General features: G+C 66.3%; 13 protein-coding genes. 10 read left to right on the top strand and 3 right to left on the bottom strand.

All coding sequences use genetic code 11. The features are described from left to right. Window positions 1-43: 43 nt before the first annotated feature. From LJF27_RS27685 to LJF27_RS27670, 4 genes are all read left to right on the top strand, one after another. On the top strand, window positions 44-1438 hold the full coding sequence (locus LJF27_RS27685) for a class II fumarate hydratase (RefSeq protein WP_003085854.1): 1395 nt from the start codon (window positions 44-46) through the stop codon (window positions 1436-1438). Next, complete coding sequence (locus LJF27_RS27680; protein ID WP_003114232.1) at window positions 1431-2054, top strand: NAD(P)H-dependent oxidoreductase; 624 nt, start codon at window positions 1431-1433, stop codon at window positions 2052-2054. Before LJF27_RS27685 ends, LJF27_RS27680 begins: the two co-directional genes overlap by 8 nt. A gap of 279 nt (window positions 2055-2333) precedes the next feature. Then, on the top strand, window positions 2334-3503 hold the full coding sequence (gene cbpD / locus LJF27_RS27675) for a chitin-binding protein CbpD (RefSeq protein ID WP_003120756.1): 1170 nt from the start codon (window positions 2334-2336) through the stop codon (window positions 3501-3503). Window positions 3504-3679: 176 nt separating this feature from the next. Further along, on the top strand, window positions 3680-4642 hold the full coding sequence (locus LJF27_RS27670) for a threonine dehydratase (protein WP_003114230.1): 963 nt from the start codon (window positions 3680-3682) through the stop codon (window positions 4640-4642). Between the two features lie 10 nt (window positions 4643-4652). On the opposite strand, the gene LJF27_RS27665 is transcribed toward LJF27_RS27670, so the two are convergent. The 3 genes from LJF27_RS27665 to LJF27_RS27655 form a co-directional block, all read right to left on the bottom strand. Further along, on the bottom strand, window positions 4653-5072 hold the full coding sequence (locus LJF27_RS27665; protein ID WP_003085846.1) for an MAPEG family protein: 420 nt from the start codon (window positions 5070-5072) through the stop codon (window positions 4653-4655). A gap of 253 nt (window positions 5073-5325) precedes the next feature. Further along, window positions 5326-6276, bottom strand: coding sequence for a thioredoxin-disulfide reductase (gene trxB, locus LJF27_RS27660; RefSeq protein ID WP_003114229.1), 951 nt, complete (start codon window positions 6274-6276; stop codon window positions 5326-5328). A gap of 133 nt (window positions 6277-6409) precedes the next feature. Next, entirely contained in the window at window positions 6410-7009 is a 600-nt protein-coding gene (locus tag LJF27_RS27655; protein WP_003085842.1) for a peroxiredoxin, read from the bottom strand. Between the two features lie 184 nt (window positions 7010-7193). Here LJF27_RS27655 and LJF27_RS27650 point away from each other — a divergent pair, with 184 nt between their 5' ends. The 6 genes from LJF27_RS27650 to LJF27_RS27625 all read left to right on the top strand — a co-directional run bounded on the left by LJF27_RS27650 (window position 7194) and on the right by LJF27_RS27625 (window position 16847). Next, entirely contained in the window at window positions 7194-9149 is a 1956-nt protein-coding gene (locus LJF27_RS27650) for a sensor domain-containing diguanylate cyclase (RefSeq protein WP_003115193.1), read from the top strand. Between the two features lie 84 nt (window positions 9150-9233). After that, window positions 9234-9974, top strand: a complete 741-nt coding sequence (cysZ, locus tag LJF27_RS27645; RefSeq protein ID WP_003116482.1) for a sulfate transporter CysZ — start codon at window positions 9234-9236, stop codon at window positions 9972-9974. A gap of 377 nt (window positions 9975-10351) precedes the next feature. Then, window positions 10352-12364, top strand: coding sequence for a ceramidase CerN (gene cerN, locus LJF27_RS27640; RefSeq protein ID WP_020750500.1), 2013 nt, complete (start codon window positions 10352-10354; stop codon window positions 12362-12364). A 341-nt stretch (window positions 12365-12705) separates the two neighbouring features. Then, complete coding sequence (locus tag LJF27_RS27635) at window positions 12706-14898, top strand: phosphocholine-specific phospholipase C (RefSeq protein ID WP_023116709.1); 2193 nt, start codon at window positions 12706-12708, stop codon at window positions 14896-14898. A gap of 17 nt (window positions 14899-14915) precedes the next feature. Next, window positions 14916-15539: a phospholipase C accessory protein PlcR gene (plcR, locus tag LJF27_RS27630; protein WP_020750501.1), complete on the top strand. Its 624-nt coding sequence runs from the start codon at window positions 14916-14918 to the stop codon at window positions 15537-15539. 87 nt (window positions 15540-15626) lie between these two features. After that, window positions 15627-16847 carry a glycosyltransferase family 4 protein gene (locus tag LJF27_RS27625; RefSeq protein ID WP_003158118.1) on the top strand — a complete coding sequence of 407 codons (1221 nt, stop codon included), beginning with the start codon at window positions 15627-15629 and terminating at the stop codon, window positions 16845-16847. The last annotated feature ends 3 nt before the right edge of the window (window positions 16848-16850 follow it).

Raw genomic sequence — 16850 nt, 5'->3', positions numbered from 1 at the left:
AGCGAAGGCCTAAACTGCCGGATACGCACCCTGGAGAACACTCATGAGCCGGACCGAAACCGATAGCCTGGGCACCATCGAGGTGCCCGACGACGCCTACTGGGGCGCCCAGACCCAGCGTTCGCTGGAGAACTTCGCCATCGGCGGCCAGCGCATGCCGCTCGCCGTGATCCACGCCCTGGCGCTGATCAAGAAAGCCGCCGCGCGGGTCAACGACCACCTCGGCGAACTGCCGCCGGAAGTCGCCCGGCTGATCGAACAGGCCGCCGACGAAGTCCTCGCAGGCCGCCACGACGAACACTTCCCGCTGGTGGTCTGGCAGACCGGCAGCGGCACCCAGACCAACATGAACGTCAACGAGGTGATCGCTGGCCGCGCCAACGAACTGGCCGGCAATCCGCGTGGCGGCAAGTCGCCGGTGCATCCCAACGACCACGTCAACCGCGCGCAGAGTTCCAACGACAGCTTCCCCACCGCCATGCACATCGCCGCCGCCAAGGCCGTGCACGAACAATTGCTGCCGGCCATCGCCGAGCTTTCCGGCGGTCTCGCCGAACAGTCGGCGCGGCACGCCAGCCTGGTCAAGACCGGGCGCACCCACCTGATGGACGCCACGCCGATCACCTTCGGCCAGGAACTCTCGGCCTTCGTCGCCCAGCTCGACTACGCCGAGCGCGCCATCCGCGCGGCGCTGCCGGCGGTCTACCAGTTGGCCCAGGGCGGCACCGCGGTGGGCACCGGGCTCAACGCGCCGAAGGGCTTCGCCGACGCCATCGCCGCGGAAATCGCCGCCGAATCGGGCCTGCCCTTCGTCGCCGCGCCGAACAAGTTCGCCGCCCTGGCCGGCCACGAGCCGCTGGTCATCCTCTCCGGCGCCCTGAAGAGCCTGGCGGTGGCCCTGATGAAGATCGCCAACGACCTGCGCCTGCTCGGTTCCGGCCCACGCGCCGGCTTCGCCGAGGTGAAGCTGCCGGCCAACGAGCCGGGCAGCTCGATCATGCCCGGCAAGGTCAACCCGACCCAGTGCGAGGCGCTGTCGATGCTGGCCTGCCAGGTCATGGGCAACGACAGCACGATTTCCTTCGCCGCCAGCCAGGGCCATCTGCAACTCAACGTGTTCAAGCCGGTGATCGTCTACAACCTGCTGGAGTCCATCCGCCTGCTCGCCGACGGCTGCCGCAACTTCAACAAGCATTGCGTCGCCGGCCTGGAGCCGGACGCCCAGCGCATGGCCGACCTGCTGGAGCGCGGCCTGATGCTGGTCACCGCACTGAACCCGCACATCGGCTACGACAAGGCCGCCGAAATCGCCAAGAAGGCCTACGCCGAAGGCACCACCCTGCGCGCCGCGGCGCTGCAGCTGGGCTACCTGGACGAAGCGCAGTTCGACGAATGGGTACGGCCGGAGCAGATGCTGGAGGCCGGCCACCATGGTTGAAACCGCCAAGACCGGCGCCACCCCGCTGGAAGGCGACGGCAAGCGCATCCTGCTGATCGTCGGCTCGCCCAAGCGCAAGAGCTTCTGCCACCTGCTCGCCGAATGCTACGCCCAGGGCGCGCGCAGCAAGGATCACGTGGTGCGCGAACTGAAGCTGGGCGAGCTGGCCTTCGACCCGATCCTCCACGAAGGCTACGAACAGAGCCAGGTGCTCGAACCCGACCTGCTGGAAGCGCAGCGGCAGATCCACTGGGCCGAGCACCTGGTGTTCGTCTACCCGGTCTGGTGGGGCGGCCTGCCGGCGTTGCTGCAGGGCTTCTTCGACCGCGTCCTGCAGCCGGGCTTCGCCTTCCGCTACCGCGGCACCCAGGACAAGGACTGGGAGCAACTGCTGGGCGGGCGCAGCGCCGACCTGCTGGTCTGCCACGACCAGCCGCTGTCGCGGCTGCGCTTCCTCAAGGGCCCGCCGGCGCACCGGCAGATGGTGCGCAGCGTGCTCGGCGCCTGTGGCATCGCCACCCGCCGCCTGGAAGAGTTCGCGCCGATGCGCAGTTCCAGCGAGGAACAGCGCCAGGGCTGGCTGCGTCGCGCCGAACAGCTCGGCAGCCAGGTCTAGTTCCCTTCCCGCCCGGCTGCGGCCGGGCGCGGACACTGATCGTTCTGACAGGTCCGCCACCTTCCCGCCGGCTTCCCTTCCCCGCCCCCATGGCGGCCCTTTGCCTGCCTCTACCGGCTCACAGTGCGGGTGCCGACCGCTTTGCATTCCGCGACATCCATCAGGAATGGGTAGCGAATCTGACCGGCCCGTCACATTTGGTAGGGACCTCAAACCGGCACCGAGGGCTAGGATCAGCCCGCTTCGAAATGAATCCGGTTCTGGAAAAAAGGACTTGTCATGAAACACTACTCAGCCACCCTGGCACTCCTGCCACTCACCCTCGCCCTGTTCCTGCCCCAGGCAGCCCATGCCCACGGCTCGATGGAAACGCCGCCCAGTCGGGTCTACGGCTGCTTCCTCGAAGGTCCGGAGAATCCCAAGTCGGCCGCCTGCAAGGCCGCCGTCGCCGCCGGCGGCACCCAGGCACTGTACGACTGGAATGGCGTCAACCAGGGCAACGCCAACGGCAACCACCAGGCGGTGGTCCCCGACGGCCAGCTCTGCGGCGCCGGCAAGGCACTGTTCAAGGGCCTGAACCTGGCTCGCAGCGACTGGCCCAGCACTGCCATCGCGCCGGACGCCAGCGGCAACTTCCAGTTCGTCTACAAGGCCAGCGCGCCGCACGCGACCCGCTACTTCGACTTCTACATCACCAAGGACGGCTACAACCCCGAGAAGCCGCTGGCCTGGAGCGACCTGGAACCCGCGCCGTTCTGCTCGATCACCAGCGTCAAGCTGGAGAACGGCACCTACCGGATGAACTGCCCGCTGCCCCAGGGCAAGACCGGCAAGCATGTGATCTATAACGTCTGGCAGCGCTCGGACAGCCCGGAAGCCTTCTACGCCTGCATCGACGTGAGCTTCAGCGGCGCCGTCGCCAACCCCTGGCAAGCGCTGGGCAACCTGCGCGCGCAGCAGGACCTGCCAGCCGGTGCTACCGTCACCCTGCGTCTGTTCGATGCCCAGGGCCGCGACGCCCAGCGTCACAGCCTGACCCTGGCCCAGGGCGCCAACGGTGCCAAGCAATGGCCGCTGGCGCTGGCGCAGAAGGTCAACCAGGACTCCACCCTGGTCAACATCGGCGTGCTGGATGCCTACGGGGCGGTCAGCCCGGTGGCCAGCTCGCAGGACAACCAGGTCTACGTGCGCCAGGCCGGCTACCGCTTCCAGATCGACATCGAACTGCCGGTCGAGGGCGGCGGCGAGCAACCGGGCGGCGACGGCAAGGTCGACTTCGACTATCCGCAAGGCCTGCAGCAATACGACGCCGGGACCGTAGTGCGCGGTGCCGATGGCAAGCGCTACCAGTGCAAGCCCTACCCGAACTCCGGCTGGTGCAAGGGCTGGGACCTCTACTACGCCCCGGGCAAGGGCATGGCCTGGCAGGACGCCTGGACCCTGCTGTAACGCCCTCGACTGCCGCCCGCTCCGGGCGGCAGTCGTTTTCGCCGCCAGGCACCCGCCGCGAGACGGCGAATCCGCGCAACGGTACAGTCCCCCGGCGAAACCCTGGCTACGTGTGCCTGTTCAATCTGCCGTGCGCTCCCTAGGCTGGTCCGACCACCAGCACGGGGAAACCACGCATGCCTTTTTCTCTCGCCGCCCTCCAACAGGCCGCCGCCATCGTCCACCAGAGCCTGCCGCCGACGCCGCAGATACGCTGGCCGCTGCTATGCGAGGCACTGGGTTGCGAAGTGTGGATGAAGCACGAGAACCACCTGCCGGTGGGGGCCTTCAAACTGCGCGGCGGCCTGGTGTATTTCCACCACCTGGCGCACCAGGGCGAGCGGCCGGCCGCCGTGATCAGCGCGACCCGCGGCAACCACGGCCAGTCGGTGGCCTTCTCGGCGAGCCGCTACGGCATCCAGCCGATCATCGTCGTGCCGCACGGCAACAGCCGCGAGAAGAACGCGGCGATGCGCAGCCTTGGCGCGGAGCTGATCGAGCACGGCGAGGACTTCCAGGCCTCCCGCGAATACGCCGCCGAGCGCGCCCGGCGCGAAGGCCTGCACCTGATTCCGGCGTTCCATCCCTGGCTGGTGGCCGGGGTCGCCAGCTACAGCCTGGAGTTGTTCGCCGCGCTGGCCGACCTTGACGAAGTCTACGTGCCGATCGGTATGGGTTCGGGCATCTGCGGCCTGATCGCCGCGCGCGACGCGCTGGGCCTGAAGACCCGCATCGTCGGCGTAGTGTCCGCCCATGCGCCGGCCTACGCCCTGTCGTTCGAGGCCGGCACGGCGATCAGCCACCCGGTCGACACCCGCCTGGCCGACGGCATGGCGTGCAGTACGCCGGACCCGAGCGCGCTGGAAATGATCCTGGCCGGCGCCGATCGCCTGGTGCGGGTCAGCGACAGGGAGATCGGCGCGGCCATGCGCCTGTGCTTCACCAGCACCCACAACGTCGCCGAGGGCGCCGGGGTGGCGGCGCTGGCCGCCGCCTGGCAGGAGCGCGAGCGCCTGAAGGGGCTGAAGGTAGGCCTGATCCTCAGCGGAGCGAACGTCGACCGCGAGGTATTCGCCGAGCAACTGGCCGCCGGCGACTGAGCCGGCGCCGCTAGGCCAGCCCCGCGAGGAGCAGCAGCCACCAGGCGAGCACCAGCAACTGCACGAAGAAGCCGGCAAAACGCAGCCAGACGAACAGCGCGGAGGTGCTGACCAGGTGCATCAGCGACTGGAACAGCCGGGCGCCGAGCACCAGTGGCGCCAACGGGTCGGTCAGGCTGCTCTGCCCGCTGGCGATCGCGTAGAGCAGCGCGCCGGCCAGCAGCGGCAGGTTCTCCACGCAGTTGGCATGGACTCGCACCAGCCGCTGGCCGAAACCGCCAGGCGTGTTGCTGCCATCGGCGGCGAAGGCGTTCACCGCCATCCGCCCGCCGAGTACCAGCAGGCCGCGCTGGCTGACCAGCAGGAAGACCAGCAACAGGGTCCAGGCGATCAGGCCGAGCAGGCAGATCGCGCTAGGGCTGAGAAACATGGATGACGCTCCTTCTATTGTGTTGTCGTGGGAAGGATGAAGCGTCTGGATTCTAGGCCGGCTAGAGCAATTGCTCTATTCGCAGTCCGCCGTCCTTAAGTCGTGTTCTGCCGGCACGCCGCTCGGCCCCGATGTACGCCGTCGGCGGATGCGTAACCGGACGACCCACTGCCCGCGGCCTTCCGAACGGACAAAGAAAAGCCCCGCCGAAGCGGGGCCTTCCTTGCACGCAGCACTCAGGGCTGTCTTCTCATCAGAGCGAATCGAGATAGCGCTCCACATCCAGCGCGGCCATGCAGCCGGCGCCGGCCGAGGTGATCGCCTGGCGGTAGACGTGGTCGGCCACGTCGCCGGCGGCGAACACACCCGGTACGTTGGTCGCGGTGGCGTTGCCTTCGCGCCCGCCGTTGACCACCAGGTAGCCGTCCTTCAGGGCCAGTTGCCCTTCGAACAGCGAGGTATTGGGAGTATGGCCGATGGCGACGAACATGCCATCCACGGCGATCTCCTCGCTGCCACCATCGCGGGTCTTCAGGCGCACGCCGGTGACGCCCATCGTGTCGCCAAGCACCTCATCGACCTCGGCGTTGAGCTTGAGCACTATCTTGCCTTCGGCGACCCGCGCCTGCAGCTTGTCCTGGAGAATCTTCTCGGCGCGGAAGGTTTCGCGACGATGCACCAGGGTCACCCGGCTGGCGATGTTGGCCAGGTACAGGGCCTCTTCGACAGCGGTATTGCCGCCGCCGATCACCGCCACTTCGCGGTTGCGGTAGAAGAAACCGTCGCAGGTGGCGCAGGCCGACACGCCCTTGCCCATGAACGCCTGCTCCGACGGCAACCCCAGGTAGCGCGCGCTGGCACCGGTGGCGACGATCAGTGCGTCGCAGGTGTAGGTGCCATTGTCGCCGCGCAGGGTGAACGGCTTGCCGGCCAGGTCCACGGCATGAATGTGGTCGAAGACGATCTCGGTCTCGAAGCGCTCGGCGTGCTCCTGCATCCGCTGCATCAGTGCCGGGCCGGTCAGGCCGTGGGGATCGCCCGGCCAGTTGTCGACCTCGGTGGTGGTGGTCAACTGGCCGCCGGCCTGCATGCCGGTGATCAGCAGCGGCTTGAGGTTGGCGCGCGCGGCGTAGACAGCCGCGCTGTAACCGGCGGGACCGGAACCGAGGATGATCACTCGGGCGTGGCGGAGGGTATCGGGCATCTCGTCGGACTCCTGCCGACATCAGCGTCGGCGCGAATAAAAACGGGGCCACCAAAGCACATGGGGAAGGCTTGGAAGGAGCGGTCGCCCCGGGAAAAGGTCGGCCGGGCACACTTCGCGCCCGGCATCGGGATCACAGTGCCTCGGCGTTCTCGGCCAGGTACGAGGCCACGCCCTCGGCGCTCGCCTTCATGCCTTTCTGGCCCTTGCGCCAGCCGGCCGGGCAGACCTCGCCGTGTTCCTCGGTGAACTGCAGGGCCTCGACCAGGCGCACCATCTCGTCCACCTCACGCCCCAGCGGCAGGTTGTTCACCACTTGGTGCTGGACCACCCCGGCGCGGTCGATCAGGAACGAAGCACGCAAGGCCACGCCGTCCTCGTGCTCGATGCCGTAGGCGCGGGTGATCTCGTGCTTGACGTCGGCGACCATGGTGAACTCGACCGCACCGATGCCGCCCTTCTCCACCGGCGTGCTGCGCCAGGCGTGATGGGTGAACTGCGAGTCGATGGAGACACCGACCACCTCGACGCCCAGCTCGCGGAACTTATCCATGCGGTTGTTGTGGGCGATGATTTCCGAGGGGCAGACGAAAGTGAAGTCGAGCGGCCAGAAGAACAGTACGACGTACTTGCCGCGCAGGCTGGAAAGCTGGAAGGCATCGACGATGGAACCGTCGCCGAGGACCGCGGCGGCAGTGAAATCGGGGGCTTGCTTGTTGACCAGTACGCTCATCGCGAGGCTCCTAGAAGGTTGGGTTGCGCCCGGCGACGCCAGGCTCCCGGAAGAATATGCAGCGCAGGTTACCCAGCCACGACGATGCATTGAAATGTCGAATTTCAATTCGCACGATAGAGTCAGCCTATGCTCTCAACCTGCGGCTAGACTCATGCTGTCGCCCATTACCCGTCCTCACCGCATGCCCCTACGCACACGCCTGCTCTGGCTATTCCTGCCGTTGCTGGCCGCCAGTCTCGGCGGTATCTGGCTCTTGTCGGAAAGCATCCTGCTGAGCCGTTTCGACCGAGAGGACCAGCAACGCCTGCAAGAGGGCGCCACCGTCCTGCACAACCGGCTGGACTTCGAGTTGAAGCGCCATCTGGACATCGTTCGCACCTACGCCTGGTGGGATGCCAGCTACGACTTCATCCAGCGCCCCAACGAGACCTTCGAACAGGAAAACCTCGACCACGAGATGCTCGACGACCTGGGATTCGACTTCGTCCTGTTCCTCGACGACCGGGGTCACCTGCAACTGAAGCAGTGGTCCCCGCCCGCGCCCGACCAGCGCGTGCTCTTCGGCGCCCCCTCGGCGAGCGACCAGGCCCTGCTCGAGGCACTGCAGCAACGCGCCATCCGCCTCGGCGCGCTGGACTTTCGCGGACGCACCGACCACAGCCTGAGCGAGCTGCTGCTGGTCGACAACCTGCCGACCCTGCTGGTCAGCGTGCCTATCAGCAACAACCAGGGTAGCGCGCCGGCGAAGGGCGCGATCCTCGCCGGCTACTTCCTCGACCGGGAACGCCTGGCCAACCTCCGCGAACAGATGCAGGCCGACCTGCAACCGATGCCCAACATCGCCACCGACTCCACCTGGAAGCCGCTGCGCAGCCGCAGCGGCAGTACCCACAACCAGGCCCTGCTCAGCCCACGGCGGTTCATCGGCGAACATGTCCAGCAGGTCTCGGTGCAGTACCTGAGTTCCAGCGGCGAGCCGCAGCTGCGCTTCGACATCACCAAGAAACGCCTGCTCTACATCCAGGGCGAGAAGGCCATCAACTTCTTCCTCGGCGCCTCCCTGCTGGTCGCGCTGGGCGCTTTCCTGGTCGGCTACCTGGCCCTGGAGCTGTGGGTCCTGCGCCGGGTCCAACGGCTCAACCGGGAGGTCGCCGAAGTCGGACGCAACGCCCACTCGATACGCCTGAGCGACTTCGGCAACGACGAGCTGGGACAACTGGCGGGCGAGATGAACCAGATGCTCGAGCGCCTGGAACACAGCGAGGCGCGCGACCGGGCGATCCTCCAGTCGATGCGCGACGGCTACTTCGAAATGGACGTCGACGGCGTGATCCTCACCGTCAACCCCGCGCTCTGCCAACTGCTCGGCCAGACGCGCGAAACGCTGATCGGCCATCCCTACTACGAACTGCTCGGCGAAGACGACCTGGCGCGTGCCCGCCAACCCTTCCAGCGCGCCATGCAGAGCGGCGCAGGCAAGACCTTCGCCATCCCCCTGCAGCGCGCCGACGGCAGCCTCGGCTACTTCGAGGCCACGGTTTCGCTGATCCACGACCTGCAGGGCGAACTACGGGGCTACCGCGGCATCGTCCGCGACGTCAGCGACCAGATCGCCTACCAGCAGCAATTGCTGGAAATGGCCTACCGCGACCCGCTGACCGGCCTGGGCAACCGCAAGGCCTTCGACGAACAGCTCGGCCAGGCGTTGCTTCGCGCCGGCTCCGGCGGAAGCGAACTGGCGCTGCTGTACCTGGACCTGGACCGCTTCAAGGAGGTCAACGACCGCTTCGGCCACGACATCGGCGATGCCCTCCTCAGGACCGTCGCTGAACGGGTACGCAGCACCCTGCGGCAGCCGGACAAGGCCTACCGCCTGGGCGGCGACGAATTCGCCGTGCTCCTCGAGGACAGCCAGGAAAACAATCCGCAGCGCCTCGCAGAACGCCTGCTGGCGGCGCTGGTCCAACCGATCGCGCTGAATGGCGAACGCATCGACTTCGTCACCCCGAGCATCGGCATCGCTCTCTACCCGCGGCATGCCGGCGATGCCGAAGGACTGGTCCGTGCCGCCGACAGCGCCATGTACGAGGCCAAGCGCCAGCGCAACCACTATTGCCTGTACCAGGCGCCAGCCTGAAATGCGCGGTCAAACAGGCTCTGTCGCGGGCTTTCGCCAGTCTGCTAAGGTTTCAGCCCGCATCCCATCGGAGAACCATTCCCTATGCCAGCCCTGAGCGGCCCGCAATACCTCGGCGAAGGCCTGAAGCTGATCATGCGTCCCGGCCTGCGCCTGTTCGTGCTGATCCCCCTGACCCTCAACCTGCTGGTGTTCGCCCTGCTGATCGGCTTCGCGATGCAGCAGTTCAGCCACTGGGTCGACCTGCTGATGCCCAGCCTGCCCGACTGGCTGAGCTTCCTGCAGTACATCGTCTGGCCGTTGTTCGTCCTGCTGGTGCTGGTGATCGTGTTCTTCACCTTCACCATGGTCGCCAACATCATCTCCGCGCCGTTCAACGGCTTCCTCTCGGAAAAGGTCGAGGTGGTGGTTCGCGGCCGCGACGACTTCCCGCCATTCAGCTGGGCCGAACTGCTGGCGATGATCCCGCGCACCATGGGTCGCGAGATGCGCAAGCTCGCCTACTTCCTGCCGCGCGCGCTGGTGCTGCTGGTGCTGAGCTTCGTGCCCGGGGTCAACCTGATCGCCACGCCGCTGTGGATCCTCTTCGGCATCTGGATGATGGCGGTGCAGTACATCGACTATCCGGCGGACAACCACAAGCTCGGCTGGAACGAGATGCTCGCCTGGCTGCGCAGCAAGCGCTGGGCGTGCATGGGTTTCGGCGGGGTGACCTACCTGGCGCTGCTGATCCCGCTGGTCAACCTGGTCATGATGCCCGCCGCCGTCGCCGGCGCCACCCTGTTCTGGGTCCGCGAGGAAGGCGAGAAGGCGCTGGTGAAATAAGCATGCGCCCGGTGTCCGCTGTCGGCATTGTCAGGCGGGCGTCAGCGCCCTGACAGCCGGCGTCGGGCACACTACGAATGCCCTCGGGAGCGTCGGCGCAGGCCGCAGCCGAGACCTGCGCCAGCCCTTGCAGACCGGCTCGACGCTGCCGAACCGACTGGCCGCCGGTGCCTCCCCACGCAGGCGGCCTTTTTTTACCCGCCTGCCTTGCCGTCCATGCAGGATGGCCGGCGCTCACCCCCTTCCTGTCCGCTACGCCCCCCTCGACTCCACCACCCTGGCACTACAGTGGCAACCAGGCGAAGCAGGCTCCGGCCCGCTTTCGATGACCACCGTCCCCAGCCCGCCCAGCGGCGGAAAACAAGAAGAGGGTCGCCATGTCACGTTCCGCATTCACCGCGCTCTTGCTGTCCTGCGTCCTGCTGGCGCTCTCCATGCCTGCCAGGGCCGACGACCTGCCCTACCGCTTCGGCCTGGGCAAGGCGGACATCACCGGCGAAGCCGCCGAAGTCGGCATGATGGGTTACTCCTCCCTCGAACAGAAGACCGCCGGCATCCACATGCGCCAGTGGGCGCGTGCCTTCGTGATCGAGGAAGCGGCCAGCGGACGTCGCCTGGTCTACGTCAACACCGACCTGGGGATGACCTTCCAGGCCGTGCACCTGAAGGTCCTGGCCCGGCTCAAGGCGAAGTACCCCGGTGTCTACGACGAGAACAACGTGATGCTCGCCGCCACCCACACCCACTCCGGTCCGGGCGGCTTCTCCCACTACGCGATGTACAACCTGTCGGTGCTCGGCTTCCAGGAAAAGACCTTCAACGCCATCGTCGACGGCATCGTCCGCTCCATCGAGCGGGCCCAGGCCAGGTTGCAGCCCGGCCGCCTGTTCTACGGCAGCGGCGAGCTGCGCAACGCCAGCCGCAACCGTTCGCTGCTGTCGCACCTGAAGAATCCGGACATCGCCGGCTACGAGGATGGCATCGACCCGCAGATGAGCGTGCTCAGCTTCGTCGACGCCAACGGCGAGCTGGCCGGCGCGATCAGTTGGTTCCCGGTGCACAGCACCTCGATGACCAACGCCAATCACCTGATCTCCCCGGACAACAAGGGCTACGCCTCCTATCACTGGGAGCACGACGTCAGCCGCAAGAGCGGTTTCGTCGCCGCCTTCGCCCAGACCAATGCCGGCAACCTGTCGCCCAACCTGAACCTGAAGCCCGGCTCCGGTCCCTTCGACAACGAGTTCGACAACACCCGCGAGATCGGTCTGCGCCAATTCGCCAAGGCCTACGAGATCGCCGGCCAGGCCCAGGAGGAAGTGCTCGGCGAACTGGATTCGCGCTTCCGTTTCGTCGACTTCACCCGCCTGCCGATCCGCCCGGAGTTCACCGACGGCCAGCCGCGCCAGTTGTGCACCGCGGCCATCGGCACCAGCCTGGCCGCCGGTAGCACCGAAGACGGTCCAGGCCCGCTGGGGCTGGAGGAAGGCAACAATCCGTTCCTCTCGGCCCTTGGCGGGTTGCTCACCGGCGTGCCGCCGCAGGAACTGGTGCAATGCCAGGCGGAAAAGACCATCCTCGCCGACACCGGCAACAAGAAACCCTACCCCTGGACGCCGACGGTGCTGCCGATCCAGATGTTCCGCATCGGCCAGTTGGAACTGCTCGGCGCCCCCGCCGAGTTCACCGTGATGGCCGGGGTGCGGATCCGCCGCGCGGTGCAGGCGGCCAGCGAAGCGGCCGGTATCCGCCATGTGGTCTTCAATGGCTACGCGAATGCCTATGCCAGCTACGTCACCACCCGCGAGGAATACGCCGCCCAGGAATACGAAGGCGGCTCGACCCTCTACGGCCCCTGGACCCAGGCCGCCTACCAGCAGTTGTTCGTCGACATGGCGGTGGCGCTGCGCGAACGCCTGCCGGTGGAAACCTCGGCGATAGCGCCGGACCTGTCCTGCTGCCAGATGAACTTCCAGACCGGAGTAGTGGCCGATGATCCCTATATCGGCAAGTCCTTCGGCGACGTGTTGCAACAACCCAGGGAAAGTTATCGCATCGGCGACAAGGTGACCGTCGCTTTCGTGACCGGACATCCGAAGAATGACTTGCGCACCGAGAAGACTTTCCTGGAAGTGGTGAATATCGGCAAGGATGGCAAACAGACGCCCGTGACCGTTGCCACCGATAATGACTGGGATACCCAATACCGCTGGGAGAGAGTGGGTATATCTGCCTCGAAAGCGACTATCAGCTGGTCCATTCCACCAGGGACCGAGCCCGGCCATTACTACATCAGGCACTATGGCAACGCGAAGAACTTCTGGACCCAGAAGATCAGCGAAATCGGCGGCTCGACCCGCTCCTTCGAGGTGCTCGGCACCACTCCCTAGCGGGCTCCAGCCAAGGTTTCGAGATTCGCCAGCCAACTTTATGACGCATGAAAGTCGTCAAATAAAATGTGATTTAAAACACATGAACAAGTGACCTTTCATTCAGCCGACAAGGGCATGGAACTCTATTTCCGTGCCCTTTGTTTTTATCCCGAAAAACTTCTCAAGTTGTCGCTCAAGGTCATATCGAAGTCGCTTTCGGGATCAACCGATAAATTATCGCCATGAAACCATCGGCTCGCTGTATTCCCTGCCGGAAAAACAGCGAAGACGATTAATCATCTCGAAACAAGAAGTACGCAGATTGATGGAAATCAAAAAACCACCCGGGAAATAAAACGATGACCGAAAACTGGAAATTCCGCCGTCGAACCTTTCTCAAGCACGGCGCCCAGGCCGCTACCCTGGCCGGCCTTTCCGGGCTGTTCCCGGAGACGCTCCGGCGCGCCCTGGCCGTCGAGCCGGACATCCGCACCGGGACCATCCAGGACGTCCAGCACGTGGTCATCCTGATGCAGGAGAACCGCAGCTTCGATCACTACTTCGGCCACCTCAACGGCGTCCGCGGCTTCAACGACCCTCGCGCGCTCAAGCGCCAGGACGGCAAGCCGGTCTGGTACCAGAACTACAAGTACGAGTTCTCCCCCTATCACTGGGATACCAAGGTCACCAGCGCCCAGTGGGTGAGTTCGCAGAACCATGAATGGTCGGCCTTCCACGCGATCTGGAACCAGGGCCGCAACGACAAGTGGATGGCGGTGCAGTACCCCGAAGCCATGGGCTACTTCAAGCGCGGCGACATTCCCTACTACTACGCCCTGGCCGACGCCTTCACCCTGTGCGAGGCCTACCACCAGTCGATGATGGGCCCGACCAATCCGAACCGCCTCTACCACATGAGCGGACGCGCCGCCCCCAGCGGCGACGGCAACGACGTACACATCGGCAACGACATGGGCGACGGCACCATCGGCGCCAGCGGCACGGTGGACTGGACCACCTATCCCGAGCGGCTAAGCGCCGCTGGCGTGGACTGGCGGGTCTACCAGGAAGGCGGCTACCGCTCCTCGTCACTCTGGTACCTGTACGTCGACGCCTACTGGAAATACCGGCTCCAAGAGCAGAACAACTACGACTGCAACGCCCTCGCCTGGTTCAGGAACTTCAAGAACGCTCCGCGCGATTCGGACCTCTGGCAGCGCGCCATGCTCGCCCGCGGCGTCGACCAGTTGCGCAAGGATGTGCAGGAGAACACGCTGCCGCAGGTGTCGTGGATCGTCGCGCCCTACTGCTACTGCGAGCATCCCTGGTGGGGCCCCTCGTTCGGCGAGTACTACGTGACCCGGGTGCTCGAGGCGCTGACCAGCAACCCCGAGGTCTGGGCCAGGACCGTGTTCATCCTCAACTACGACGAGGGCGACGGCTTCTATGACCACGCCAGCGCCCCGGTGCCGCCGTGGAAGGATGGCGTCGGCCTTTCCACGGTCAGCACCGCCGGCGAGATCGAGGCATCCAGCGGGCTGCCCATCGGGCTCGGCCACCGCGTCCCGCTGATCGCCATCTCGCCCTGGTCGAAGGGCGGCAAGGTCAGCGCCGAAGTGTTCGACCATACCTCGGTGCTGCGCTTCCTCGAACGCCGCTTCGGCGTCGTCGAGGAAAACATCTCGCCCTGGCGGCGTGCCGTCTGCGGCGACCTGACTTCGCTGTTCGACTTCCAGGGCGCAGGCGATACCCAGGTCGCCCCCGACCTGACCAACGTCCCGCAGAGCGACGCGCGCAAGGAGGACGCCTACTGGCAGCAGTTCTACCGGCCCAGTCCCAAGTACTGGTCCTACGAGCCCAAGAGCCTGCCCGGCCAGGAAAAGGGCCAGCGCCCTACCCTCGCGGTGCCCTACCAGTTGCACGCCACGCTGGCCCTCGACATCGCCGCCGGCAAGCTGCGCCTGACCCTGGGCAACGACGGCATGAGCCTGCCGGGCAATCCGCAGGGACACTCCGCTGCGGTATTCCAGGTGCAGCCGCGGGAAGTCGGCAATCCGCGCTTCTATACCGTGACCAGCTATCCGGTGGTCCAGGAAAGCGGAGAGGAACTGGGCCGGACCCTCAACGACGAACTCGACGACCTGCTCGACGCCAACGGCCGCTACGCCTTCGAGGTGCACGGCCCCAACGGCTTCTTCCGCGAGTTCCACGGCAACCTGCATCTCGCCGCGCAGATGGCGCGGCCCGAGGTATCGGTCACCTATCAACGCAACGGCAACCTGCAGTTGAACATCCGCAATCTCGGCCGCCTGCCGTGCAGCGTGACGGTGACGCCGAACCCGGCCTATACCCGGGAGGGCAGCCGTCGCTATGAACTCGAACCGAACCAGGCGATCAGTGAAGTGTGGCTGTTACGCAGCAGCCAGGGCTGGTACGACCTCAGCGTGACCGCCAGCAATACGGAAGCCAACTATCTCCGCCGCCTGGCCGGACACGTCGAGACCGGCAAGCCGAGCAGGAGCGATCCATTGCTCGACATCGCAGCGACCTGAAGCGAGGAGTCCATCGCATGAGACCTACCCTGACCTGGACCTTGCTGGCCCTGCTGCTCTGCGGCACGGCCATCGGCGCCGTCCTGTTGTTTTACCCATCGGAGCCGGCGCCCGTCGCGCCCTTCGCGTCTCCCCCGCAGGCCACACCGGCGGCAAAACCTTCCATTCCTTCCCGAGCCCCCGAGATGAATACAGCCACCGCTCCCGACAATCTGGAACAGCAACTCGGCGAGTTCGGCCGCAACGCCAGGCAGATGTCCGAGATCGAACGCAAGCAGGCCGCCGAAGGCCTGATCGAACAGCTCAAGCGCGAGGTGGCGGTCGGCGCCGATCCGCGCCAGACCTTCGAGGAGATCCAGCGTCTGACGCCCTATGTGGAGGCCGATGCCAGGCGCCGCGAGGCGCTCGACTTCGAGATCTGGATGGCGCTCAAGGACAACGCCTCCGTCCAGCAGCAAGCGCCGACGCCTGGCGAGGAAGAGCAACTGCGCGAATACGCGCAAGAGTCGGACAAGGTGATCGCCGAGGTGCTCGCCAGCGTCGACGACGAGGAGCAGCGTCACGCCGCCATCGACGAACGCCTCAAGGCCCTGCGCAAGCAGATCTTCGGCGAGGAGAACCCACGCCTGCTGCAACGCTGAAATCCACGGCGCCCCGACAGGGGCGCCGTCACGCAAGCGTCACCAAAACTTCACATCCGCTACACGGCGTCGGTCGACACTGACGTCATGAGCAGACCTCTAAGCATCGCCCTGATCAGCGAAACCTACCCACCGGAAGTCAACGGCGTCGCCAATACCCTGGGTCGCCTGCATGCCGGTCTCCAGCAGCTTGGCCATCGGGTCCAGGTGGTGCGCCCGCGCCAGCCCGGCGACGACGGCCGGCGCAGCGACGCCGAGCTGGTGCTGACCCGCGGCTGGCCGTTGCCCGGCTACCCCGGCCTGCAATGGGGCATGTCGAGCCTGCACAAGCTGCTGCGCTGCTGGAAGCGCCAGCGCCCGGACGTGCTCTACATCGCCACCGAAGGCCCGCTCGGCTTCTCTGCCCTGCGCGCCGCGCGGCGCCTGGGCATCCCGGCAGTCAGCGGCTTCCACACAAACTTCCAGCAGTACAGCGAGCACTACGGCTTCGGTCCGCTGACCCGGCTGGTCACCGGCTACCTGCGCTGGTTCCACAACCGCACGCAGATGACCCTGGTGCCCAGCGGCAGCCAGCGCATGGAATTGCAGCGGCGCGGTTTCGAACGTCTCAACCTGCTCTCCCGCGGGGTCGACAGCCAACTCTTCCATCCCTCCCGGCGCGATCCCGAACTACGCCGGCGCTGGGGCCTGGGCGAACAGGACATCGCCGTGCTGCACGTCGGCCGGCTGGCGGCAGAGAAGAACCTCGGCCTGCTCGGCGGCACCTTCCGCGCGCTCTGCGCCGCCCATCCGCAGCTGAAGCTGCGCCTGGTACTGGTGGGCGACGGGCCGGAGCGCAGGCACCTCGAACGGGACCTGCCCGAAGCGCTGTTCTGCGGCGTCCAGCGCGGCGAAACCCTGGCCGCCCACTACGCCTCGGGCGACCTGTTCCTCTTCCCAAGCCTGTCGGAGACCTTCGGCAACGTGGTCCTCGAAGCCCAGGCCGCCGGCCTCGCGGTGGTCGCCTTCGACCAGGCCGCCGCCGGCCAGCACATCCGCCATGGGCACAACGGCGTGCTCGCCGCGCCGGGCGACAAGAGCGGCTTCGTCGAAATCGCCAGTTGGCTGCTGGACGACCAGGAACGCCTGCGCCGGGTCCGTCTCAACGCCCGCCAACACGCCAGCCGGCAAGGTTGGGACAGTATCGTCGAGCACTTCCAGAACTACCTGGAAGACGCCTGCGCCAGTCCGCTGGTCCAGCCCGCTCGGTCGAAGCCCGAGCGACCGCCGGCAGAGGATGGCGGGGCCTTGCCTCGCAGCCGCGAGTAGCTC

The organism is Pseudomonas sp. 203-8 (assembly GCF_020708595.1).
Taxonomy (GTDB): Bacteria; Pseudomonadota; Gammaproteobacteria; order Pseudomonadales; family Pseudomonadaceae; genus Pseudomonas; species Pseudomonas aeruginosa.
Note: the sequence above shows the minus strand (reverse complement) of the source record. Positions and strands in the feature narration are given on the sequence as shown.

Bases quoted from the DNA above. Each gene is read 5' to 3' on its own strand.
- plcR (WP_020750501.1), top strand. From the start codon at position 14,916: ATGAGACCTACCCTGACCTGGACCTTGCTGGCCCTGCTGCTCTGCGGC.
- LJF27_RS27665 (WP_003085846.1), bottom strand. From the start codon at position 5,072: ATGTTTCTCAGCCCTAGCGCGATCTGCCTGCTCGGCCTGATCGCCTGG.
- LJF27_RS27680 (WP_003114232.1), top strand. From the start codon at position 1,431: ATGGTTGAAACCGCCAAGACCGGCGCCACCCCGCTGGAAGGCGACGGC.
- trxB (WP_003114229.1), bottom strand. From the start codon at position 6,276: ATGCCCGATACCCTCCGCCACGCCCGAGTGATCATCCTCGGTTCCGGT.
- cbpD (WP_003120756.1), top strand. From the start codon at position 2,334: ATGAAACACTACTCAGCCACCCTGGCACTCCTGCCACTCACCCTCGCC.
- cerN (WP_020750500.1), top strand. From the start codon at position 10,352: ATGTCACGTTCCGCATTCACCGCGCTCTTGCTGTCCTGCGTCCTGCTG.
- LJF27_RS27685 (WP_003085854.1), top strand. From the start codon at position 44: ATGAGCCGGACCGAAACCGATAGCCTGGGCACCATCGAGGTGCCCGAC.
- LJF27_RS27670 (WP_003114230.1), top strand. From the start codon at position 3,680: ATGCCTTTTTCTCTCGCCGCCCTCCAACAGGCCGCCGCCATCGTCCAC.
- cysZ (WP_003116482.1), top strand. From the start codon at position 9,234: ATGCCAGCCCTGAGCGGCCCGCAATACCTCGGCGAAGGCCTGAAGCTG.
- LJF27_RS27650 (WP_003115193.1), top strand. From the start codon at position 7,194: ATGCCCCTACGCACACGCCTGCTCTGGCTATTCCTGCCGTTGCTGGCC.
- LJF27_RS27655 (WP_003085842.1), bottom strand. From the start codon at position 7,009: ATGAGCGTACTGGTCAACAAGCAAGCCCCCGATTTCACTGCCGCCGCG.
- LJF27_RS27635 (WP_023116709.1), top strand. From the start codon at position 12,706: ATGACCGAAAACTGGAAATTCCGCCGTCGAACCTTTCTCAAGCACGGC.
- LJF27_RS27625 (WP_003158118.1), top strand. From the start codon at position 15,627: ATGAGCAGACCTCTAAGCATCGCCCTGATCAGCGAAACCTACCCACCG.